Genomic DNA, 20,962 nt, shown 5'->3' with positions numbered 1-20,962 from the left:
CGGGACGTCGCCCGGGACGGCACCCCCGTCCCGGGCAGTACGCTGAGCCCGGCCGCCGGACCGTCGGAGGAGTACTCGCGTGATCAGGGTTCTGCTGGCCGACGATCAGGCCCTGGTGCGTGGCGCACTCGCCTCGATGCTCCGCCTGGAGTCGGACATCGAGGTCGTCGCCGAGGTCGGCAGCGGGGACGAGGTCGGTCCCGCCGCGCTGCGTACCCGCCCCGACGTGGCGCTGATGGACGTGCAGATGCCCGGCAAGGACGGCCTGACCGCGGCGGCCGAACTCGGCGAGCTGCTGCCGTCCTGCAAGGTCGTCGTCTGCACGACGTTCGGCCGCCCCGGATACCTGACCCGGGCCATGGCGGCGGGCGTGGTCGGCTTCGTCGTCAAGGACGCGCCGCCCGAGCACCTCGTCGACGCGGTGCGCCGGGCGGCGGCGGGGTTGCGGATCATCGACCCCGGCCTCGCCTCGGAGGCCCGGCACTCGGGCACCAGCCCGCTCACGGGCCGGGAACGGCAGGTGCTCGCCCAGGCCCTCGACGGCGGCACGATCACCGACATCGCGCAGGCGCTGCACCTGTCCGAGGGGACCGTGCGCAACCACGTCTCGTCCGCGATGGCCAAGACCACGGCGAGGACCCGCGCCGAGGCGGCCCGCATCGCGGAGGAACACGGCTGGCTCTGAGGCGCGCGTCGGACTAGACCCGGAACCCCCGTCGCGGCGCTCCGAAACGGGCGCCGCGCCATCGCGGCCCCGGTCGCGGGACTCCTGCCGAGGAGTCCCGCGACCCGACGAGGCCACGCGGGCGGCGCCCGACGTCCCGCGTCAGCTCTCCGGCACGCCGGAGTCGACCGCGTCGAGCGCCGTACGCACCTTCGCGGCGAGCCCGGCCGGAGTCGGCGCGTCGAAGAGGTCCTTGAGCTTCAGACGCACCCGCGTCGCCACCCGGACCTCCTGCAACAGCCGTACACCGAGCAGCGAATGCCCGCCATGCGCGAAGAAATTGGCGTCCGCGTGCAGCCCGCCGCGTTCGAGCAGCGTGCCCCACAACCCGACCAGTACCTCCACCAGCTCGTCCCGGTCACCGGAGCCGCCGGCGGCCGACGCGTCGGCGCGCGGCTCCTCGGCGGCCGACCGACGCCGTGCCGACGCCTGCCGGGCGAGTGCCGGATAATCCACCTTGTCGTTGCCGGTCATCGGGAAGGCGTCCACGGCCACGAACTCCTGAGGCGTCGCGGAAACAGGCAGCGAACCGTGCGCGTACTCCCACAGTTCCGAAACCACCTCGGGCCGCTCCGGAGCCACCACGAAGGCGCACAGCAGCGCATCGGCACTCGGGTCGCCGGCGACCACCACCGCGGCGGCGACCACGTCCGGGTGGGACAGCAGGACCGCCTCGATCTCGCCGAGTTCGATCCGGTTGCCCCGCAGCTTGACCTGGCGGTCCAGCCGCCCGAGGATCTCCAGCCGCCCGTCCCCGGTCCACCTCGCCAGATCGCCCGTGCGGTAGAAACGGCCGTACGGCGGATGCTCGCCGAACCGGGCCGCCGTCAGCTCCGGACGATCGTGGTAGCCGACCGCCACGCCCTCGCCCGCGATGCACAACTCGCCGCGCACCCCCAGCGGCAGCGCCCGACCGTCCGGATCCGCCACGTACACCCGGGTGTTGGCGATCGGGCGGCCCACGTCCACCCGGCCGTCGGCGGACTCCCGGTCGATCCGGCCCGAGGTGGACCAGATCGTGGTCTCCGTGGGGCCGTACACGTTGTACAGGTCGCACCCCGTCGCGCCCAGCCGCCGGGCGAGCACCGCCGGCAGCGGCTCGCCACCGCTGAGCACCCGACGGCCCGCCAGGTGTTCGGCGACCTCCTCGACGACCAGACGCCAGGTGGTCGGGGTGGCCTGCAGCACCGAGACGTCGTGGTCGCGCAGCACCCGGGCCAGTGGTTCGCCCTGCGTGCGGGCGTCGTCGGGGGCCACCGCCAGCCGCCCGCCCGACACCAGCGGCAGGAAGAGTTCCAGGGCCGAGATGTCGAAGCTGAACGTGGTCAGCCACAACACGGTGTCCTCGGGGCCCACCGACAACTCGTCGGCGAAGTGCGCGACGAGGTTGGCGAGGTTGCGGTGGTCGAGCAGGGTTCCCTTGGGCAGGCCCGTGGAGCCCGAGGTGTAGATCAGGTACGCGTGGTCCAGCGGCCCGACGGGGTTCACGGCGAGCACGTCGCCGGTCACCGGCCGCACCGAGTCCACGTCCACCAGCGGCAGGACCCTGCGCTCCCCGGCGACCGTGATCCCCGGGCCCACCACAACCGCGGCGGCGCCCGAGTCGTCGAGTTGGTAGGAGATGCGCTGCTCGGGATGGCTCGGCTCCAGCGGCAGATACACGGCCCCGGCCAACCACACGCCGATCGTCGCCGCGGCCAGCTCGGGCCCCCGCGCGGCCAGCAGGGCGACCACGTCGCCCCGGCCGACGCCGGCCTCGAACAGCCGGTCGCGGGTCGCCTCGGCCGCGGCCCACAACCTCCGGATACCGACCCGGCGTCCCCCGTCGAGGACCGCCTCCGCGTCGGCACCCGACTCCGCCGCGCCGGACGCGCGGACGCGGCGGGCGATCGACTCCAGCACGGTCGTCGGCTCCACCGGGCGATCCGTCGCATTGGCCGACCCGATCACCCGGCGGTCCCGCTCGCACCACACCGGTATCTCCGCCAGCGCCCGGTCGGGCCACTGCGCGAGCGTCACCAGCAACTCGTCGTAGCGGGCCACCAGCAGCTCCACGTCCGCCCGGTCCAGGACGTCGACGTAGAACGCCGCCCGCACCTTGATGTCCGTCGCGGTGGAGGTCACGAAGAACTCCAGGTCGAACTTGCTGGAGCTGTTCTCCACCACCACCGCTTCGGCCCGCTGCCCGTCCAGCACGAACTCCCCGTCCGTGGCCGCCGGGACATAGTTGAACGTGTGCCGGAACAGGTTGTTCCGCCACGATCCGCCGTCCCGCTCCACCACCTCGAGGAGATCGTCCACCGGGTAGTCGGCGTGCGCCATCGCCTCCATGAACGTCCGCCGTGTCGAACGCACGAACTCCCGGAAACACTCCGCCCGATCGACCGGGGTGCGCAGCGTGAGCACGTTGATGTGGTAGCCGATCGTCCGCGCCGCCTCCGCGGAGCGCACACTCACGGGTGATCCGACCGTGAGGTCGGGCCCCGCGCCGTGCGCGGCCAGGAGCACGCTGTACGCCGCCAACAACACGACCGACTCCGGCGCCCGCAACTCGCGCCGCATCCGGCGCACGGCGTCGCGGGCGGCCGGGGAGAGCGCGTGGTTGAGCACGTCGCCGGCGAGCGTGGTCACCGACGCATCCGGTTTCTGACACCACAGATCCAGCTCGGTGGCCCGGAACCCGTCCAGCTTCCCGCGCCAGAACCGCGCACTGGCGGGGTTCGGTGTCGGCTCCCGCCAAGCGGGCACCACGGTCTCCGGTCCCGGCACACCGCCCGAGGCGAGGGTGTTGTACAGGGAAACGCACTCGGTCAGCAGCAGCGCCGACGACAGGCCGTCGAACACCGAGTGGTGGACGGCCAGACAGAACACCTCACCGGACGCCTCCGGCACGACCGCGGCGCGCACCAGCAGCCCGCCGTCCGGCCGGAACGGCTCCGCGACGAACCGGGTGAGCCACGCCCGCGCGCCCTCCGGTCCCGGATCGCCCGCCACGATCCGAAGATCGCTCTCCTCCGGCCGCAGCACCTCCCGCATCAACCCGGCGGCCTTCGTACGAAAAACCGTCCGCAACACCTCGTGCCGGCGCAGCAGCCGCGTGACCGTCTCCAGCAGGACCGACCGGCGCAGCCGCCCCTCCACCCGGAACGCGACACTGAGGTTGTTCACACCCGTGCCGGGCACGAACTCCTCCAGCAGCCAGAGTGCTTCCTCCTTGTGCGAGGCCCGCTCGCCGTCCGCCCGCGGGACCGGATCGGGCCCGACCTGCTGCCGCGGGATGTCGAACTGCGAGACCTGCTCGGACATACGATCGGTGGTCACCGTCACCTCTCCAAAAGTTTGCCGACGGTCTGCGCGACGCCGTCCGAACGCAGCAGATCGCCGTGGCCGGCCTCGAAGCGGATCTCCCGGGCGACCAACTCGCCCCCGCCCAACTCGCCGGTGCCGCGCAGGCGGTTGAGGCCGTTGTATTCGCCGGACGAGCTGAGCGCGGTGGACGTCAGCCACCGATCGCGCGGATCCAGCCCGTCGGCGAAGCTCAGGTAGGAGAGGAACGAACTGAACAGCGCCCACATCTCGGCGCCGTACTCCTGATCCAGGCCCGCCCGCTCGAACGCCCGCTCACCGACCCGGCGGAACGTCGTGTACAGCTGCGCGGCGTAGTTCCCCACCGTCATGCCCTCGACCCGAATCAGGCGCTCCACCTCGCCCTCGGTCTCCGCCACGTCCTCCTCGACGAGGATCGACGAGAGCATGCCGAAGACATTGCCGAACTGATGGCGAATGGTCGCCATGGCGGTCGGCTCGGGATCGAACAGCAGGACCTGGGGCGCCTCTTCCTGCACCAGGGCCAACTCGTCGGCCAGCGCCGCCGCGTACACGGCGCCCACGCAGTACCCGAAGACCGCGCGCACCGGCGCCCCTTGCGCGCGCACCGGCTCCAGCCAGGAACGCACGTAGGCCGGCGCCGCCGTCCCGGAGTCGGGGGCGACGACCGGAGGGTTGACATGCCAGAACGTGGCGTCGTGGTCGAGCCGCGCCACCAGCTCGGCGAATCCGGCTTCCGGACGGCCCGTCGTGTGGAAATCCGCGCAGAGGATCAGTTCGTCCGAGCCGCCCGAAACAGTGGCCTTCGAGCTCGAACGAAGGGTGGTCCAAGTGGTGTTGAGGTTCATCGGTACTTCCCTGCTTCCTTGCTTCCTTCGGAGCGCGGCGTCACCGTGGACGACACGCCGAGTCGGTGAATGGTGGGCGGAGCGGGGACCCCGGTCCGGACCTTCCCGCCGGACCTTCCCGCTCTAGAAGTCCCCGCCCTCCAGAGCCAGTTGGATCAGGTTGTCCACGTCCATGCCGTCGATCGCCGCGTCCGAGTCCTCCGTACGATCGCCGTCGTCGCGACCCTGCGCGTCGGCCAGTCGGAGCAGCGCGTCCAGCAGCCCGGACTCGCGCAACCGCACGACGGGAATGGTCGTCAGCAGCCCGCGTATCTCCACATCGCTGTGCTGCGCGGTCGTGACGACGGCGGTGCCCGATTCGGGGAAGAACTGCTCCAGCACGAAAGCGGACAGGGAGCGCGGCGTCGGATAGTCGAAGACGAGCGTGGTGGGCAACTGCCGTCCCGTGGCGGCCGTCAACTCGTTGCGGAGCTCCACCGCCGTCAGCGAGTCGAACCCGAGATCCTGGAACTGCCGATCCGGTTCGATCCCCGAAGCGTCGGCGATCCCGAGTACGGCGGCCACGTGGCCCCGCACCAGGTCCGCCAACACCGACCGCCGCTCCTCGCCCCCGAGCACCGCCAGCCGCTGCGCCAGCGCCTCGGAACGCGCCGCCCCCGAGGCCGCGGCACGCCGCGCCGTCCTGGGGACCAGGCCCCGCAGCATGCCGGGCACCCGGCCGTTGGCGCCGGCGAGGGCCCTGACGTCGAACCGGGCCGGGACGAGCGCGGCCCGGTCGGTGCCGAGGGCGGCGTCGAACAGGGCCAGGCCGTCCTGGGCGGACAGGGGTGTGATGCCGGTGCGTTCGAGTCGGCGCAGGTCGGCTTGGTCGAGTTCGCCGGCCATGCCGCCTTCCGTCCACAGGCCCCAGGCCAGGGAGGTGGCGGGCAGGCCCTGGGCGTGGCGGTGCTGGGCGAGTGCGTCCAGGAAGGCGTTGGCGGCGGCGTAGTTGCCCTGTCCGGCTCCGCCGAGGACGCCGGAGAGGGAGGAGAAGAGCACGAAGGTGGTGAGGTCGAGTTCGCGGGTGAGTTCGTGCAGGTGCCAGGCGGCGTCGGCCTTCGGCCGCAGGACGGTGTCCATGCGGTCCGTGGTGAGGGCGGGGATGGTGGCGTCGTCGAGGACGCCCGCGCTGTGCACGATGGCGGTGAGGGGATGGTCGGTGGGGATGTTCGCGATCAGGTCGGCGAGGGCGCCGCGGTCGGCGACGTCGCAGGCGGCGATGGTCACCTCGGCGCCGTGGTCGACGAGTTCGGCGGCCAGGTCGCGGGCGCCGGGGGCGTCGGGGCCGCGCCGGCCGGCGAGCAGCAGGTGGCGTACGCCGTGTTCGAGCACGAGGTGGCGGGCGACCAGGGCGCCCAGGCCGCCGGTGCCGCCGGTGATCAGTACGGTGCCCTCCGGCTTGAAGGCCGGTGCCCGGTCCTGCGGCTCGGGGACGGTGGTGCGGGTCAGGCGTGGGGTGTAGGTCTTGCCCGCGCGGATGGCGAGTTGGGACTCGCCCGTGGCCAGGGACCGGGTGATGGCGCCGATCGAAGCGGGGTCCTGGTCGAGGTCGAGGAGGACGAACCGATCGGGGTGTTCGGCCTGCGCGGCGCGGATCAGGCCCCAGACCGCCGCTTGCGCGGGGTTGATCGTGCTGCCGGCGGGGACGGGGGCGGTGGCGTGGTGGGTGACGATGACGAGCCGGGTGGTGGCGAGTTCGGGGTGGGTGAGCCAGCCCTGGACGAGTCGGAGGACGCCGTGGGTGGCGGTATGCGCGGCGCCGGGGGTGACGGGGCCGGTGGTGGGGCAGGTGGCGAGGACCCACCGGGGCAGCGCGTCGGGATCGTCCGGATCGGCGAGCGCGGCCAGTGTGGCCAGGCTCGGATAGATCTCGGCTCCGGTGCCGAAGTCGTCCGCACCCAGGACACCCCAGCGCTGCCCGGGAGGCTCCTCGCCGCAGGGGATGTCGATCCATTCGAGGTCGAAGAGGGCGTCGCCCTGCCGGGTGGCGGACAGTTGATCCGGTGACACCGGACGCAGGACGAGGGAGTCGATCTCGGCGACGGGTGCGCCGGTGCCGTCCGCGAGGGCCAGGGCCATCGCGCCGCCCGCGGGTGTGATGCGGACGCGGAGCCGTGTTGCTCCCGTCGCGTACAGGCTGATCCCGTTCCAGGCGAAGGGCAGGTGCGGGCGGCCCGACGCGTCCTCGGGAAGGAAGTCGCCCAGGGCGACGGCGTGGAGCGTGGCGTCGAGGAGGGCGGGGTGGATGCCGAAGCGGGCGGCGTCGGGGTGGGCCGGCTCGGGGAGGGTGATCTCCGCGTAGACGTCGTCGCCGGTGCGCCAGGCGGCGGTCAGGCCCCGGAAGGTCTCGCCGTACTCCAGGCCGAGGTCGGCCAGGTCGTCGTAGAGGGTGTCGACGTCCACCGGTTCGGCGTCCTTCGGCGGCCACTGGGTCAGGTCGAAGCGTGGTGTGTCGGTGGCGGTGGTGGTGAGTACGCCTTGGGCGTGGCGGGTCCACGTCGTCGAGGCGTCGTCCTCGACGCGTGCGTGGATGGACACCTCGCGCCCTCCTGCTTCGTCCGGGGCGGCGACCGCGACCTGGAGCCGCACACCGCCGTGCGCCGGCACCACGAGCGGGGCATGGAGGGTCAGTTCCCGCAGTACGGGGCTGCCGGTCTCGTCGCCGGCCCGGATGGCGAGTTCGACGAGGGCGGCTCCCGGCACGATCACCGTGCCCGCGACCACGTGGTCGGCCAGCCACGGCTGGGCGGCCAGGGACAGACGGCCGCTGAAGACGACGGACTCCCCGCCCGCGACCTCTGTGGCGGCGCTGAGCAGCGGGTGGTCCACGGCACCCAGACCGGCACCGGTGACGTCGCCGGTGGACGTTCCCGATTCGAGCCAGTAGCGGCGGTGCTGGAAGGCGTAGGTGGGGAGGTCGAGGTGTCGGGTGGGGGTGGTGGTGAAGTGGGCCGTCCAGTCGACGGCGGTGCCGTGGGTGTGGAGGGTGGCGAGGGTTTCGAGGAGGGTGCGGGTCTCGTCGCGGTCCTTGCGGGTGGTGGGGACGAAGATGGTGTTCTCGTCGGTGTCGAGGGTCTGGCGGGCGAGGGCGGTGAGGACGCCGTCGGGGCCGATCTCGACGAATGTGGTGGCGCCGGCCGCGCGGGCGGTGGTGACGGAGTCGGCGAAGCGGACGGCGTGGCGCACGTGCTCCACCCAGTAGGCCGGGGTGGTGAATACGCCTTCCTCGGCGAGTTTGCCGGTGACGTCGGAGACCACGGGGATGCGCGGTTCGAGGTAGGTGAGGTTTTCGGCGACCTGCCGGAAGTCCTCCAGCATGGGCTCCATCAGCGGCGAGTGGAACGCGTGCGAGACCCGCAGTCGGCGGACCCGGATCCCCCGCTCCCGCATCGTGCTGCCGATGTCGTCGACGGCCGCTTCGGTGCCGGAGATCACGATCGCCATGGGCGCGTTGACGGCGGCGATGCCCACCTCGTCCTCACGGCCGGCGAGGAGCGGCAGGACGTCCGCCTCGGGCGCGGCGACGGCGAGCATCGCGCCGCCGGTGGGGAGGGCCTGCATCAGCCGGGCCCGGGCGGCCACCAGGCGGCACGCGTCCTCCAGGGAGAACACGCCCGCGACGTGCGCGGCGGCAAGTTCGCCGATCGAGTGTCCGACCAGGACATCCGCCGTGACCCCGTAGGAAAGCAGGAGCCGGTACAGCGCGACCTCGAACGCGAACAGCGCCGGTTGGGTCATCCCGGTCTCGTTCAGCGACTCGGCACGCTCGCTGCCCACTTCGGCGAAGACCACCTCGCGGATCGGACGCGCGAGCAGCGGGTCGAGCGCCGCGCATACTTCGTCGAACGAGGTTGCGAACGCCGGGAATGCGGCCGCGAGTTCGCGGCCCATGCCCAGACGTTGGCTGCCTTGGCCCGCGAAGAGCAGAGCCAGCTTCCCGCTGCTGCCCCTACCCGTGATCACGCCGGCGGCCGGCGATCCGGAGGCGAGGGCTTCCAGACCGGCCAGCAGTTCGTCCCGGCTTTCGCCGATGACGATCGCGCGTTCGTCCAGCATCGCGCGGTTGTTCGCGAGGGTCGCGCCCACGGTGGTGATCGAGGCTTCGTCGGTTTCGGTGATCCATGTGTGAAGTCGTTCGGCCTGGGCGGCCAGTGCCTCCGTGTTTCGTGCGGAGATCATCCACGGCACCAACGGCTTTACGTCGCCGATGACTTCGGCCTCGGTCTCGACCTCGGCCGGATCGCCCTGCTCGACGACTACGTGTGCGTTGGTGCCGCTGATTCCGAACGAGGAGATCGCCGCTCGTCGGGGGCGGTCGAGTGTGGGCCAGTGTTGGGCTTCGGTGAGGAGTTCGACGGCTCCTGTGGACCAGTCGACGTGTGGTGACGGCGCGTCGACGTGGAGGGTTTGCGGCAGCACTCCGTGGCGCATGGCCATGACCATCTTGATGATGCCCGCGACGCCTGCGGCGGCCTGGGTGTGGCCGAGGTTGGACTTCACGGAGCCGAGCCACAGCGGCCGGTCCTCGGGTCGGTCCTGGCCGTAGGTGGCGAGCAGCGCCTGCGCCTCGATCGGGTCACCGAGCGTTGTACCCGTGCCGTGCGCTTCGACCGCGTCCACGTCCGACGCGGACAACCGCGCGTTCGCCAGCGCCTGGCGGATCACCCGCTGTTGCGAGGGGCCGTTGGGGGCGGTGAGGCCGTTGCTGGCGCCGTCCTGGTTGATCGCCGAGCCGCGGACGATCGCGAGGACCCGGTGGCCGTTGCGCCGCGCGTCGGACAACCGCTCGACGAGCAGCATGCCCACACCCTCGCCCCACCCGGTGCCATTCGCCGATGCCGAGAACGCCCTGCAGCGCCCGTCCACCGACAGCCCCCGCTGACGGGAGAACTCGATGAACGTCCCCGGCGTCGCCATCACCGTGACACCGCCGGCGAGTGCCATGTCGCACTCGCCCGAGCGCAGTGCCTGTACCGCCCAGTGCAGGGCGACGAGCGACGACGAGCACGCGGTGTCCACCGTGACCGCCGGACCCTCGAACCCGAAGGTGTAGGCCACTCGGCCCGAGGCGACGCTGCCGGAGTTGCCGGTGCCGATCAGTCCTTCCAACTCCGGCGGCGCCCCGCCCGGTTGCGGGCCGTAGTCGTGGTACATGACGCCGGCGAAGACTCCGGTACGGCTGCCGCGCAGTCCGGCCGGATCCAGGCCCGCCCGCTCCAACGCCTCCCAGGACGTCTCCAGCAACAACCGCTGCTGCGGGTCCATGGCGAGGGCTTCGCGCGGCGAGATCCCGAAGAAGTCCGGGTCGAACCCGCCCGCGTCGTGGAGGAATCCGCCGTGGCGGGCGTATGTCGTGCCTCGGTTGTCCGGGTCCGGGTCGTACAGCTTTCCGAGGTCCCAGCCGCGGTCGGTCGGGAATTCGCCGATGGCGTCGCGGGCTTGGGCGAGCAGTTGCCAGAGGTCTTCGGGCGAGGTCACCCCGCCGGGGTAGCGGCAGGCCATGCCGACGATGGCGATGGGTTCGTCGTCGGCGGTGGTCGTGGCGACGAGCGTCGGGGCGTGGGTTGTGGTGCCGAGGAGTTCGTCGCTCAGGTGGTGGGCGAGTGCGGTCGGCGTGGGGTGGTCGAAGACCAGCGTGGTGGGCAGGCGTAGTCCGGTTGTGGTGTTGAGTCGGTTGCGGAATTCCACGGCGGTGAGGGAGTCGAATCCGAGGTCCTGGAAGCTCCGGTCGCGGGGGACCGCCTGCGTGTCGGGGAAGCCGAGGACCGCGACCAGGTGGCCACCGATCAACTGCACCAGTTCGTCGAGCCGTTCCGCGTCGGTGAGGCCGGACAGGCGGCGCTTCAAGGCGTCGTCCACTCCGGTCGCCTCGGTGCCGTTGCGCACCCGACGCATCGGGGCGCGTACGACTCCGTGCAGGATCGGCTGCAACACCCCTGCTCGGGCGTGTGTTTGAAGGGCCGGCACGTTGATGCGAACCGGCACGAGGACGTCATGGCCGCTGCGGACCGCGATGTCGAAGAGGTCGAGCCCCTCGTCGGAGGACAGCGCGGCAATCCCCGAACGTTGCATGCGTTCCAGGTCCACCCGGCTCAGGGCGCTCGCCATGCCGCCGGTCTTCCACAGGCCCCAGGCCAGGGAGGTGGCGGGCAGACCTTGTGCGCGGCGGTGTTCGGCGAGTGCGTCCAGGAAGGTGTTCGCCGCCGCGTAGTTGGCCTGACCGGCTCCGCCGAGGATGCCGGAGAGGGAGGAGAAGAGCACGAAGGTGGTGAGGTCGAGTTCGCGGGTGAGTTCGTGGAGGTGCCAGGCGGCGTCGGCCTTCGGCCGCAGGACGGTGTCCATACGGTCGGGCGTGAGGGCGGAGATCGTGGCGTCGTCGAGGACACCTGCGGTGTGGATGACGCCGGTCAACGGGTGGTCGGCGGGGATGTTCGCGATCAGGTCGGCAAGGGCCTCGCGGTCGGCGACGTCGCAGGCCGCGATGGTCACCTCGGCGCCGTGGTCGGCGAGTTCGGTCACCAGCTCCTCGGCGCCCGGGGCGTCCGGGCCGCGGCGGCTGGTCAGTAGGAGGCGGCGCGCGCCGTGTTCGAGCACGAGGTGGCGGGCGACGAGAGCGCCCAGGCCGCCGGTGCCGCCGGTGATCAGTACCGTGCCGTCCGGTGTGAATACCGGCGCGGCTTCGTCCGTGACGGGGACGGTGGCGCGGGTCAGGCGGGGGGTGTAGGTCTTGCCCGTGCGGATGGCGAGTTGGGGCTCGCCGGTGGCCAGGGCCCGGCCGATGGCGTCGTGGGATGTGGGGTCGTCGTCCAGGTCCAGCAGTACGAACCGGTCGGGGTGTTCGGCCTGGGCGGCTCGTACCAGGCCCCATACGGCTGCCTGCACCGGATCCGGGCCGCCGGCGGTGTCCGTGACCACCGCGCGATGTGTGGCCACCACCAGCCGGGAGGCGGCGAACCGCTCGTCGGCCACCCACTCCTGCACCCGCGCCAGCACGTCGTGCGTGACGTGGTGCAGCGCATCCGGAACATCCCCGGCCGACTCCGAGGGCGCGAGCAACACATACCCGGGGATATCCTCGGCCGCCGCGAAACCGTCGCTCCCGAGCGCCGCCCACCGCAGGTCCTCCCGCGACGAGGTATCCACCGTCATCCAGCTCAGCCGGAAGAGGGCATCGCGGAGGCCATCGCCCGAGGCGGCCGGCCGGTCGATCGCCATCGGGCGCAGGATGAGGGAGTCGATTTCGGCGACGGGTGCGCCGGTGGTGTCGGCGAGGGTCAGGGACACTCCGCCGTCGGTCGGGGCGATCCGGACGCGGAGTGTGGTCGCGCCGGTCGCGTACAGGCTCACGCGGTTCCAGGCGAACGGCAGGTACGGGCGCCCGGACTCGGCTTCGGGGAGGAAGTCGCCCAGCGCCGTGCCGTGCAGGGCCGCGTCCAGCAGGGCCGGGTGCAGACCGAACCGCGCGGCGTCCGCATGCGCCGACTCGGCCAACACCACCTCGGCGTAGACGTCGTCGCCGGTGCGCCAGGCGGCGGTCAGGCCCCGGAAGGTCTCGCCGTACTCCAGGCCGAGGTCGGCCAGGTCGTCGTAGAGGGTGTCGACGTCCACCGGTTCGGCGTCCTTCGGCGGCCACTGGGTCAGGTCGAAGCGTGGTGTGTCGGTGGCGGTGGTGGTGAGTACGCCTTGGGCGTGGTGGGTCCACGTCGTCGAGGCGTCGTCCTCGACGCGTGCGTGGATGGACACCTCGCGCCGTCCCGATTCGTCCGGGGCGGCGACCGCGACCTGGAGCCGCACACCGCCGTGCGCCGGCACCACGAGCGGGGCATGGAGGGTCAGCTCCTCCAGCACCGGACTGCCGACCTCGTCACCGGCCCGCACGGCGAGTTCGACCAGAGCCGCGCCCGGCACGATCACCGTGCCGCCGACCGCGTGGTCCGTCAGCCACGGCTGGGCGGCCACGGACAGACGGCCACTGAAGACCACCGCCTCCCCGCCGGCAACCTCTGTCGCGGCACCCAGCAGCGGGTGATCGACGGCGCTCAGACCCACACCGGTGACATCACCGGCTGTGTTGGTGGACTCCAACCAGTAGCGGCGGTGCTGGAAGGCGTAGGTGGGGAGGTCGAGGTGTCGGGTGGGGGTGGTGGTGAAGTGGGCCGTCCAGTCGACGGTCAGGCCGTGTGTGTGGAGGGTGGCGAGGGTTTCGAGGAGGGTGCGGGTTTCGTCGCGGTCCTTGCGGACGGCGGGGACCAGGATCGCGTTCTCGTCGGTGTCGAGGGTCTGGCGGGCGAGGGCGGTGAGGACGCCGTCGGGGCCGATCTCGACGAACGTGGTGGCGCCGGTGGCGCGGGCGGTGGTGACGGAGTCGGCGAAGCGGACCGCGTGGCGGACGTGCTGGACCCAGTAGTCCGGATCGGTGAGCACACCCTCCCCGGCGAGCGTGCCGGTGACGTCGGAGATCACCGGGATGGTCGGTTCGCGGTAGGCGAGTCCTTCGGCGATCTGCCGGAACTCGTCCAGCATCGGGTCCATCAACGGCGAGTGGAACGCGTGCGACACGCGCAGTCTGCGGACGCGTACCCCGCGCTGGGTCATCTCGCGGCCGATGTCGTCGACGGCCGATTCGGTGCCGGAGACCACCACCGCCGACGGTGCATTGACCGCAGCGACGCCGACCTCGTCCTCACGCCCCGCGAGCAGCGGCAGTACATCCGCCTCCGGCGCGGCGACCGCGAGCATCGCGCCGCCCGCCGGGAGGGCCTGCATCAACCGGGCCCGGGCCGCCACCAGACGGCACGCGTCCTCCAGCGAGAACACCCCGGCCACGTGCGCGGCCGCAAGCTCACCGATCGAATGCCCGACCAGGACATCCGCCGCGACCCCGTACGACACCAGCAGCCGATAGAGCGCGACCTCGAACGCGAACAACGCCGGCTGCGTCATCCCGGTCTCGTTCAGCAACCCGGCCCGTTCGCTGCCGTGCTCGGCGAACACCACCTCGCGCACGGGGTGCGCCAGCAATGGGTCCAGCACCGCGCACACCTCGTCGAACGCAGCCGCGAACACCGGGAACGCAGCCGCCAGTTCGCGGCCCATGCCCAGGCGCTGACTCCCCTGGCCCGCGAACAGCAGCGCCAACTTCCCGCCGCTGCCGCTGCCCGTGACCACCCCGGCCGCAGACGACCCGGCCGTCAACGCCGCCAACCCGGCCAGCAGCTCGTCCCGCCCGGTACCGATCACGACCGCGCGTTCGTCCAGCATCGCGCGGTTGTTCACGAGGGTCGCGCCCACCGTGGTGATCGAGGCTTCGTTCGTTTCGGTGATCCATGTGTGAAGTCGTTCGGCCTGGGCCGCCAGTGCCTCCGTGTTTCGTGCGGAGATCATCCACGGCAGCAACGGCAGTTCCGGAGCATCGGTCTCGGCAGCCGCGATCTCGACCACCTCGCCCTGCTCGACGACTACGTGTGCGTTGGTGCCGCTGATTCCGAACGAGGAGATTGCTGCGCGTCGTGGGCGGTCGAGTGTGGGCCAGTGTTGGGCTTCGGTGAGGAGTTCGACGGCTCCTGTGGACCAGTCGACGTGTGGTGACGGCGCGTCGACGTGGAGGGTTTGCGGCAGCACTCCGTGGCGCATGGCCATGACCATCTTGATGATGCCCGCGACTCCGGCAGCCGCCTGGGTGTGGCCGAGGTTCGACTTCACGGAGCCGAGCCAAAGCGGCCGGTCCTCGGGCCGGTCCTGGCCGTACGTCGCGAGCAGCGCCTGCGCCTCGATCGGGTCACCGAGCGTCGTACCCGTGCCGTGCGCCTCGACCGCGTCCACGTCCGACGCGGACAACCGCGCGTTCGCCAGCGCCTGCCGGATCACTCGCTGCTGTGAGGGGCCGTTGGGGGCGGTCAGTCCGTTGCTGGCGCCGTCCTGGTTGATTGCGGACCCGCGCACGACGGCCAATACGCGATGCCCGTTCCGGCGGGCGTCCGACAGCCGTTCGACGAGCAGCATGCCGACGCCCTCGCCCCACCCGGTGCCGTCCGCCGCTGCGGCGAATGCCTTGCAGCGGCCGTCGATCGACAGTCCTCGCTGTCGTGAGAACTCGATGAAGGTGTTGGGGGTGGCCATCACGGTGACACCGCCGGCGAGTGCCATGTCGCACTCGCCCGAGCGCAGTGCCTGCACCGCCAGGTGCAGGGCGACCAGCGACGACGAGCATGCGGTGTCCACTGTCACCGCCGGACCCTCGAACCCGAACGTGTACGACACCCGGCCCGACGCCACACTGCCCGAATTCCCGGTGCCGATCAGCCCTTCCAACTCGGGTGGAGCCTCACCCGCTTGAGGGCCGTAGTCGTGGTACATCACGCCGGCGAAGACTCCGGTACGGCTGCCGCGCAGTCCGGCCGGATCCAGGCCCGCCCGCTCCAACGCCTCCCAGGACGTCTCCAGCAACAGGCGCTGCTGCGGGTCCATCGCCAACGCTTCACGTGGGCTGATCCCGAAGAAAGCCGGATCGAACTCCCCAGCGTCGTGGAGGAATCCACCACGCCGGACATACGACGTCCCCCGGCTCTCCGGGTCCGGGTCGTACAGCTTTCCGAGGTCCCAGCCGCGGTCGGTCGGGAATTCGCCGATGGCGTCGCGGGCTTGGGCGAGCAGTTGCCAGAGGTCTTCGGGCGACGTGATTCCGCCGGGGTAGCGGCAGGCCATGCCGACGATGGCGATGGGTTCGTCGTCGGCGGTGGTCGTGGCGACAGCCGCTGGCATGTCGGTGCCTGTGCCCAGGAGTTCGTTGCTCAGGTGGTGGGCGAGTGCGGTCGGGGTGGGGTGGTCGAAGACGAGGGTGGTGGGCAGGCGTAGTCCGGTTGTGGTGTTGAGTCGGTTGCGGAACTCCACGGCGGTGAGGGAGTCGAATCCGAGGTCCTGGAAGCTTCGGTCGTGGGGGACCGTCTGCGTGTCGGGGAAGCCGAGGACCTGTGCGGCCTGGTCGCGGACCAGGTCGGTGAGCAGTTGTTCGCGGGCGGTGGGTGCGAGTGCGGCGAGTTGTTGCGCCAGACCGTCCACGGCGGCGCCGGTGTTGTGGGCGCTGCGTCGTGCCGGAGAACGCAACAGTCCCCGCAGCAGCGGTGGCGCGGCAGCGCCGCCCGTGAAGGACGACAGTACGAAACGGGCCGGAACGAGAGCGGCATGGTCGGAGCCGAAAGTGGCGTCGAACAGGGCCAGGCCGTCTTGGGCGGATAGCGGTGTGATGCCGGAACGCTCGAGGCGTCGCAGATCGACCTCGTCGAGTTCGCCGGCCATGCCGCCTTCCGTCCACAGGCCCCAGGCCAGGGAGGTGGCGGGCAGGTCTTGTGCGTGGCGGTGTTCTGCGAGTGCGTCCAGGAAGGCGTTGGCGGCGGCGTAGTTGCCCTGTCCGGCTCCGCCGAGGACGCCGGAGATCGAGGAGAAGAGCACGAAGGTGGTGAGGTCGAGTTCGCGGGTGAGTTCGTGGAGGTGCCAGGCGGCGTCGGCCTTGGGTCGCAGGACGGTGTCGATGCGGTCGGGGGTGAGCGATGCGATGGTGGCGTCGTCGAGGACGCCCGCGGTGTGGACGATGCCGGTGAGCGGGTGGTCGGCGGGGATGTTCGCGATCAGGTCGGCGAGGGCGTCGCGGTCGCCGACGTCGCAGGCGACGGCGACCGCGAGGGCGCCGTGCTCGGCGAGTTCGGCGACGAGCGCGTCCGCGCCGGGGGCGTCCGGGCCGCGGCGACTGGCCAACAGCAGGTGCCGCACGCCGTGTTCGACCACCAGGTGGCGGGCAACCAACGCACCCAGGCCACCGGTGCCACCGGTCACCAACACCGTGCCCTCCGGCGTGAAGACCGGCACCTGGTTCTGCGTCGCGGGGAGGGGCATGCGCGTCAGGCGCGGTATCCGTACCTCACCGGCGCGGACGGCTAGTTGCGGTTCACCGGTGGCCAGAGCGCGATCGATGGCGTGCTCTGTTGCGGGGTCGTCGTCCAGGTCCAACAGTACGAACAGGTCGGGGTGTTCGGCCTGGGCGGCCCGCACCAGACCCCACACCGCCGCCTGCAGCGGATCCGGGTCGCCGTCCGTGTCGGTGATCACCGCGCCGTGTGTGACGACCACCAGCCGGGAGGCGGCCGAATGCTCGTCCGCCACCCATTCCTGTACCCGCGCCAGCATCTCGCGGGTGACGTGGCGCAACGCGTCGGGCACGTCCGTGTCCGCGGTGCGTGGGGCGGTGTCGGGGGCGGTGACGAGCACGTAGTCCGGGGCGTCGTCCCGTTCGGGAACGTCCACGTCGGAGGGCGGGGTCGTCCACTCGATCCGGAACAGCGAGTCGCGGTTCCGGGCTCGGAGGCCGGCCGGGCCGTCGACGGCGAGTGGACGCAGTGTCAGGGACCCGATCTCGGCGACCGGCGCACCGGTCGAATCGGCGACCGCCAAGGCGACCTGCCCGCCGGAGGCCGAGGAAACCCGCACCCGAAGCGTCGTCGCACCGGTGGCATACAGCCTGAATCGGTTCCAGGCGAACGGCAGATATGGCTGCCCCGCCGGGGCCTCGTCCAGGAATTCACCCAGGCCGATGGCATGCAGGGCCGCATCCAGAAGAGCCGGGTGCAGACCGAAGCGCGCCGCGTCGGCATGCGCCGACTCCACCAAAGCGACCTCGGCGAAGACCTCGTCACCGACGCGCCAGGCGGCCGTCAGGCCCTGGAAGGCCTCCCCGTACTCCAGCCCCAGGCCCGCCAGATCGTGGTACAGGTCCTCCACCGGGACGGTCTGTGCGCCCTTCGGCGGCCAATTCGTCAGATCGAAGGCGGGCGTTCGGGCAGTGTCGGCCAGTATGCCTTCAGCATGCTGTTGCCAGTTCCCTCCCGTTACGGCGTCCTCGGCTCGCGAATGGATGGCGAGCGTGCGTCGCCCGGTTTCGTCCGCGGACTCAAGAGTGAGTCGAAGGTGAACGCTGCCTCGGTCGGGCACTACGAGCGGGGCGTGAAGGGTGAGTTCCTCCAGCTCGGCGCAGCCCACCTCGTCACCGGCCCGGACGGCGAGTTCGGCCAGTGCGGAGCCCGGGAGGATCACCGTGCCGCCGACCGCGTGGTCGGCCAGCCACGGCTGAGCCGCCAGGGACAGCCGACCGGTCATCAACAGGCCATCCGAGCCCGGGAGTTCCGCCAACACGCTGAGCAATGGGTGCTCGACCGCCGCCAGACCCGCCGAGGCCAGGTCTCCCGCCGGTGCGCCGGACTCCAACCAGTAGTGCTGACGCCGGAAGGCGTAGGTGGGGAGGTCGAGGTGTCGGGCCGGGCTGGTGCCGAAGTGGATGTTCCAGTCGACGGTCAGGCCTTGTGTGTGGAGGGTGGCGAGGGTTTCGAGGAGGGTGCGGGTTTCCTCGCGGTCCTTGCGGACGGCGGGGACCAGGACCGCGTTCTCGTCGGTGTCGAGGGTCTGGCGGGCGAGGGCGGTGAGGACGCCGTCGGGGCCGATCTCGACGAACACCGACGCGCCGGCCGTGCGGGCGGTGGTGACGGAGTCGGCGAACCGGACCGCGTGGCGAACGTGCCGGACCCAGTAGCCGGGGTCGGTGAGCACACCCTCCCCGGCGAGCGTGCCGGTGACGTCCGAGACCACCGGGATGGTCGGCTCACGGTAGGCGAGCCCTTCGGCGACCCGCCGGAACTCCGCCAGCATCGGCTCCATGAGCGGCGAGTGGAACGCGTGTGACACCCGCAACCGGCGAACCCGCACTCCCCGCTCGGCCATCACCCGGCCGATGTCCTCCACGGCCGTTTCGGTACCGGAGACCACCACCGCCGATGGTGCATTGACCGCGGCGATCCCCACTTCGTCCTCACGACCCGCGAGCAGCGGCAGTACATCCGCCTCCGGCGCGGCAACCGCGAGCATCGCGCCGCCCGCCGGGAGGGCCTGCATCAACCGGGCCCGGGCCGCCACCAGGCGGCACGCGTCCTCCAGCGAGAACACGCCCGCGACGTGCGCGGCGGCCAGTTCGCCGATCGAATGCCCGACCAGGACATCCGCCGTGACGCTGTACGAGACGAGCAGCCGGTAGAGCGCGACCTCGAACGCGAACAACGCCGGCTGCGTCATCCCCGTCTCGTCCAGCAGTTCGGCCCGCTCGCTGCCCGGCTCGGCGAACACCACCTCGCGCACGGGGTGCGCCAGCAATGGGTCCAGCACCGCGCACACCTCGTCGAACGCGGTTGCGAACACCGGGAACGCGGCGGCGAGTTCGCGGCCCATCCCCAGTCGTTGACTGCCCTGTCCGGCGAACAACAGGGCCAGCTTTCCGCCACCGGTACCGCTGCCCGTGATCACTCCGGCCGCCGGCGATCCGGAGGCCAGGGCTTCCAGACCGGCCAGCAGTTCGTCCCGGCTCTCGCCGACCACGACCGCACGCCGATCCAGGACCGCCCGCGAGGACACGAGTGCGCCGCCCACCGCAGCAGGATCCACGCTCGCCTCGTCCGCAACCCACTCCCGCAGCCGCCCCGCCTGAGCGGCAAGCGCCTCGGAGCTCCGCGCCGAGATCACCCACGGCACCAACGGCAACATGGCACTGCCGATCTCGGCGTCGGCCTCGTCCGACTCGCCCTGCTCGACGACTACGTGTGCGTTGGTGCCGCTGATTCCGAACGAGGAGATCGCCGCGCGTCGGGGGCGGTCGAGTGTGGGCCAGTCGTGGGCTTCGGTGAGGAGTTCGACGGCCCCCGTGGACCAGTCGACATGCGGCGACGGCGCGTCCACGTGAAGGGTCTGCGGCAACACCCCGTGCCGCATGGCCATGACCATCTTGATGATCCCGGCCACGCCCGCAGCCGCCTGCGTGTGCCCGAGGTTCGACTTCACCGACCCCAGCCACAACGGCCGACCCTCGGGCCGATCCTGCCCATAGGTCGCGATCAGCGCCTGCGCCTCGATCGGGTCACCCAGCGTCGTGCCGGTGCCGTGTGCCTCGACCACGTCCACGTCCGACGCGCCCAGGCCCGCGTTGGCCAATGCCTGCCGGATCACCCGCTGCTGCGAGGGGCCGTTGGGGGCGGTCAGTCCGTTGCTGGCGCCGTCCTGGTTGATTGCGGACCCGCGCACGACGGCCAATACGCGATGCCCGTTCCGGCGGGCGTCCGACAGCCGTTCGACGAGCAGCATGCCGACGCCCTCGCCCCACCCGGTGCCGTCCGCCGCTGCGGCGAATGCCTTGCAGCGGCCGTCGATCGACAGTCCTCGCTGTCGTGAGAACTCGATGAAGGTGTTGGGGGTGGCCATCACGGTGACACCGCCGGCGAGTGCCATGTCGCACTCGCCCGAGCGCAGTGCCTGCACCGCCAGGTGCAGGGCGACCAGCGACGACGAACATGCGGTGTCCACTGTCACCGCCGGACCCTCGAACCCGAACGTGTACGACACCCGGCCCGAAGCGATGCTGCCGGAGCTGCCGGTTCCGATCATCCCCTCCAACTCGGCGGGAACGGCAAATAGTTGCGACGCGTAGTCGTGGTACATCACACCGGCGAAGACTCCGGTGCGGCTGCCTCGCAGCCCGGTCGCGTCGATCCCCGCACGTTCCATGGCCTCCCAGGACGTCTCCAGCAACAACCGCTGCTGCGGGTCCATGGCAAGGGCCTCACGCGGTGAGATCCCGAAGAAGCCCGGGTCGAATTCCCCGGCCTCGTAGAGGAATCCACCATGTCGGGCATACGACGTCCCCCGGTTCTCCGGGTTCGGGTCGTACAGCTTCCCCAGGTCCCAGCCGCGATTCGCCGGGAACTCGCCCACCCCGTCCCGGGCCTGGGCCACCAGCTCCCAAAGCCCTTCCGGAGATACCACGCCGCCGGGGTAGCGGCAGGCCATGCCGACGATGGCGATGGGTTCGTCGTTGGCGGTGGTCGTGGCGACAGCCGCTGGCATGTCGGTGCCTGTGCCCAGGAGTTCGTTGCTCAGGTGGTGGGCGAGTGCGGTCGGGGTGGGGTGGTCGAAGACGAGGGTGGTGGGCAGGCGTAGT

The 20,962-nt window shown here is 71.4% G+C and carries 4 protein-coding genes (1 of these 4 running past the window's edge); 1 reads left to right on the top strand and 3 read right to left on the bottom strand.

Annotated elements, in window-relative coordinates; translation table 11 throughout:
- The first annotated feature begins 79 nt into the window (after positions 1–79).
- On the top strand, positions 80–685 hold the full coding sequence (locus EMA17_RS43535; RefSeq protein WP_126642766.1) for a response regulator transcription factor: 606 nt from the start codon (positions 80–82) through the stop codon (positions 683–685).
- Between the two features lie 141 nt (positions 686–826).
- Here EMA17_RS43535 and EMA17_RS43530 read toward each other — a convergent pair whose 3' ends face one another.
- The 3 genes from EMA17_RS43530 to EMA17_RS54875 form a co-directional block, all read right to left on the bottom strand.
- Entirely contained in the window at positions 827–4,045 is a 3,219-nt protein-coding gene (locus EMA17_RS43530) for a non-ribosomal peptide synthetase (protein ID WP_126642765.1), read from the bottom strand.
- A gap of 2 nt (positions 4,046–4,047) precedes the next feature.
- On the bottom strand, positions 4,048–4,899 hold the full coding sequence (locus tag EMA17_RS43525; RefSeq protein ID WP_126642764.1) for a hypothetical protein: 852 nt from the start codon (positions 4,897–4,899) through the stop codon (positions 4,048–4,050).
- A 123-nt stretch (positions 4,900–5,022) separates the two neighbouring features.
- Positions 5,023–20,962, bottom strand: the 3' end of a protein-coding gene (locus tag EMA17_RS54875) for a type I polyketide synthase (protein ID WP_246127278.1). The gene runs 19,091 nt beyond the window's last position; the window shows 15,940 of its 35,031 coding nt (coding positions 19,092–35,031); the start codon falls outside the window, past its right edge; its stop codon occupies positions 5,023–5,025.

The sequence above is a fragment of the Embleya hyalina genome, from assembly GCF_003967355.1.
GTDB classification, from domain to species: Bacteria; Actinomycetota; Actinomycetes; order Streptomycetales; family Streptomycetaceae; genus Embleya; species Embleya hyalina.
The sequence above is the reverse complement of the archived record's forward strand: the minus strand, read 5'-3'. Positions and strand labels throughout refer to the sequence as shown.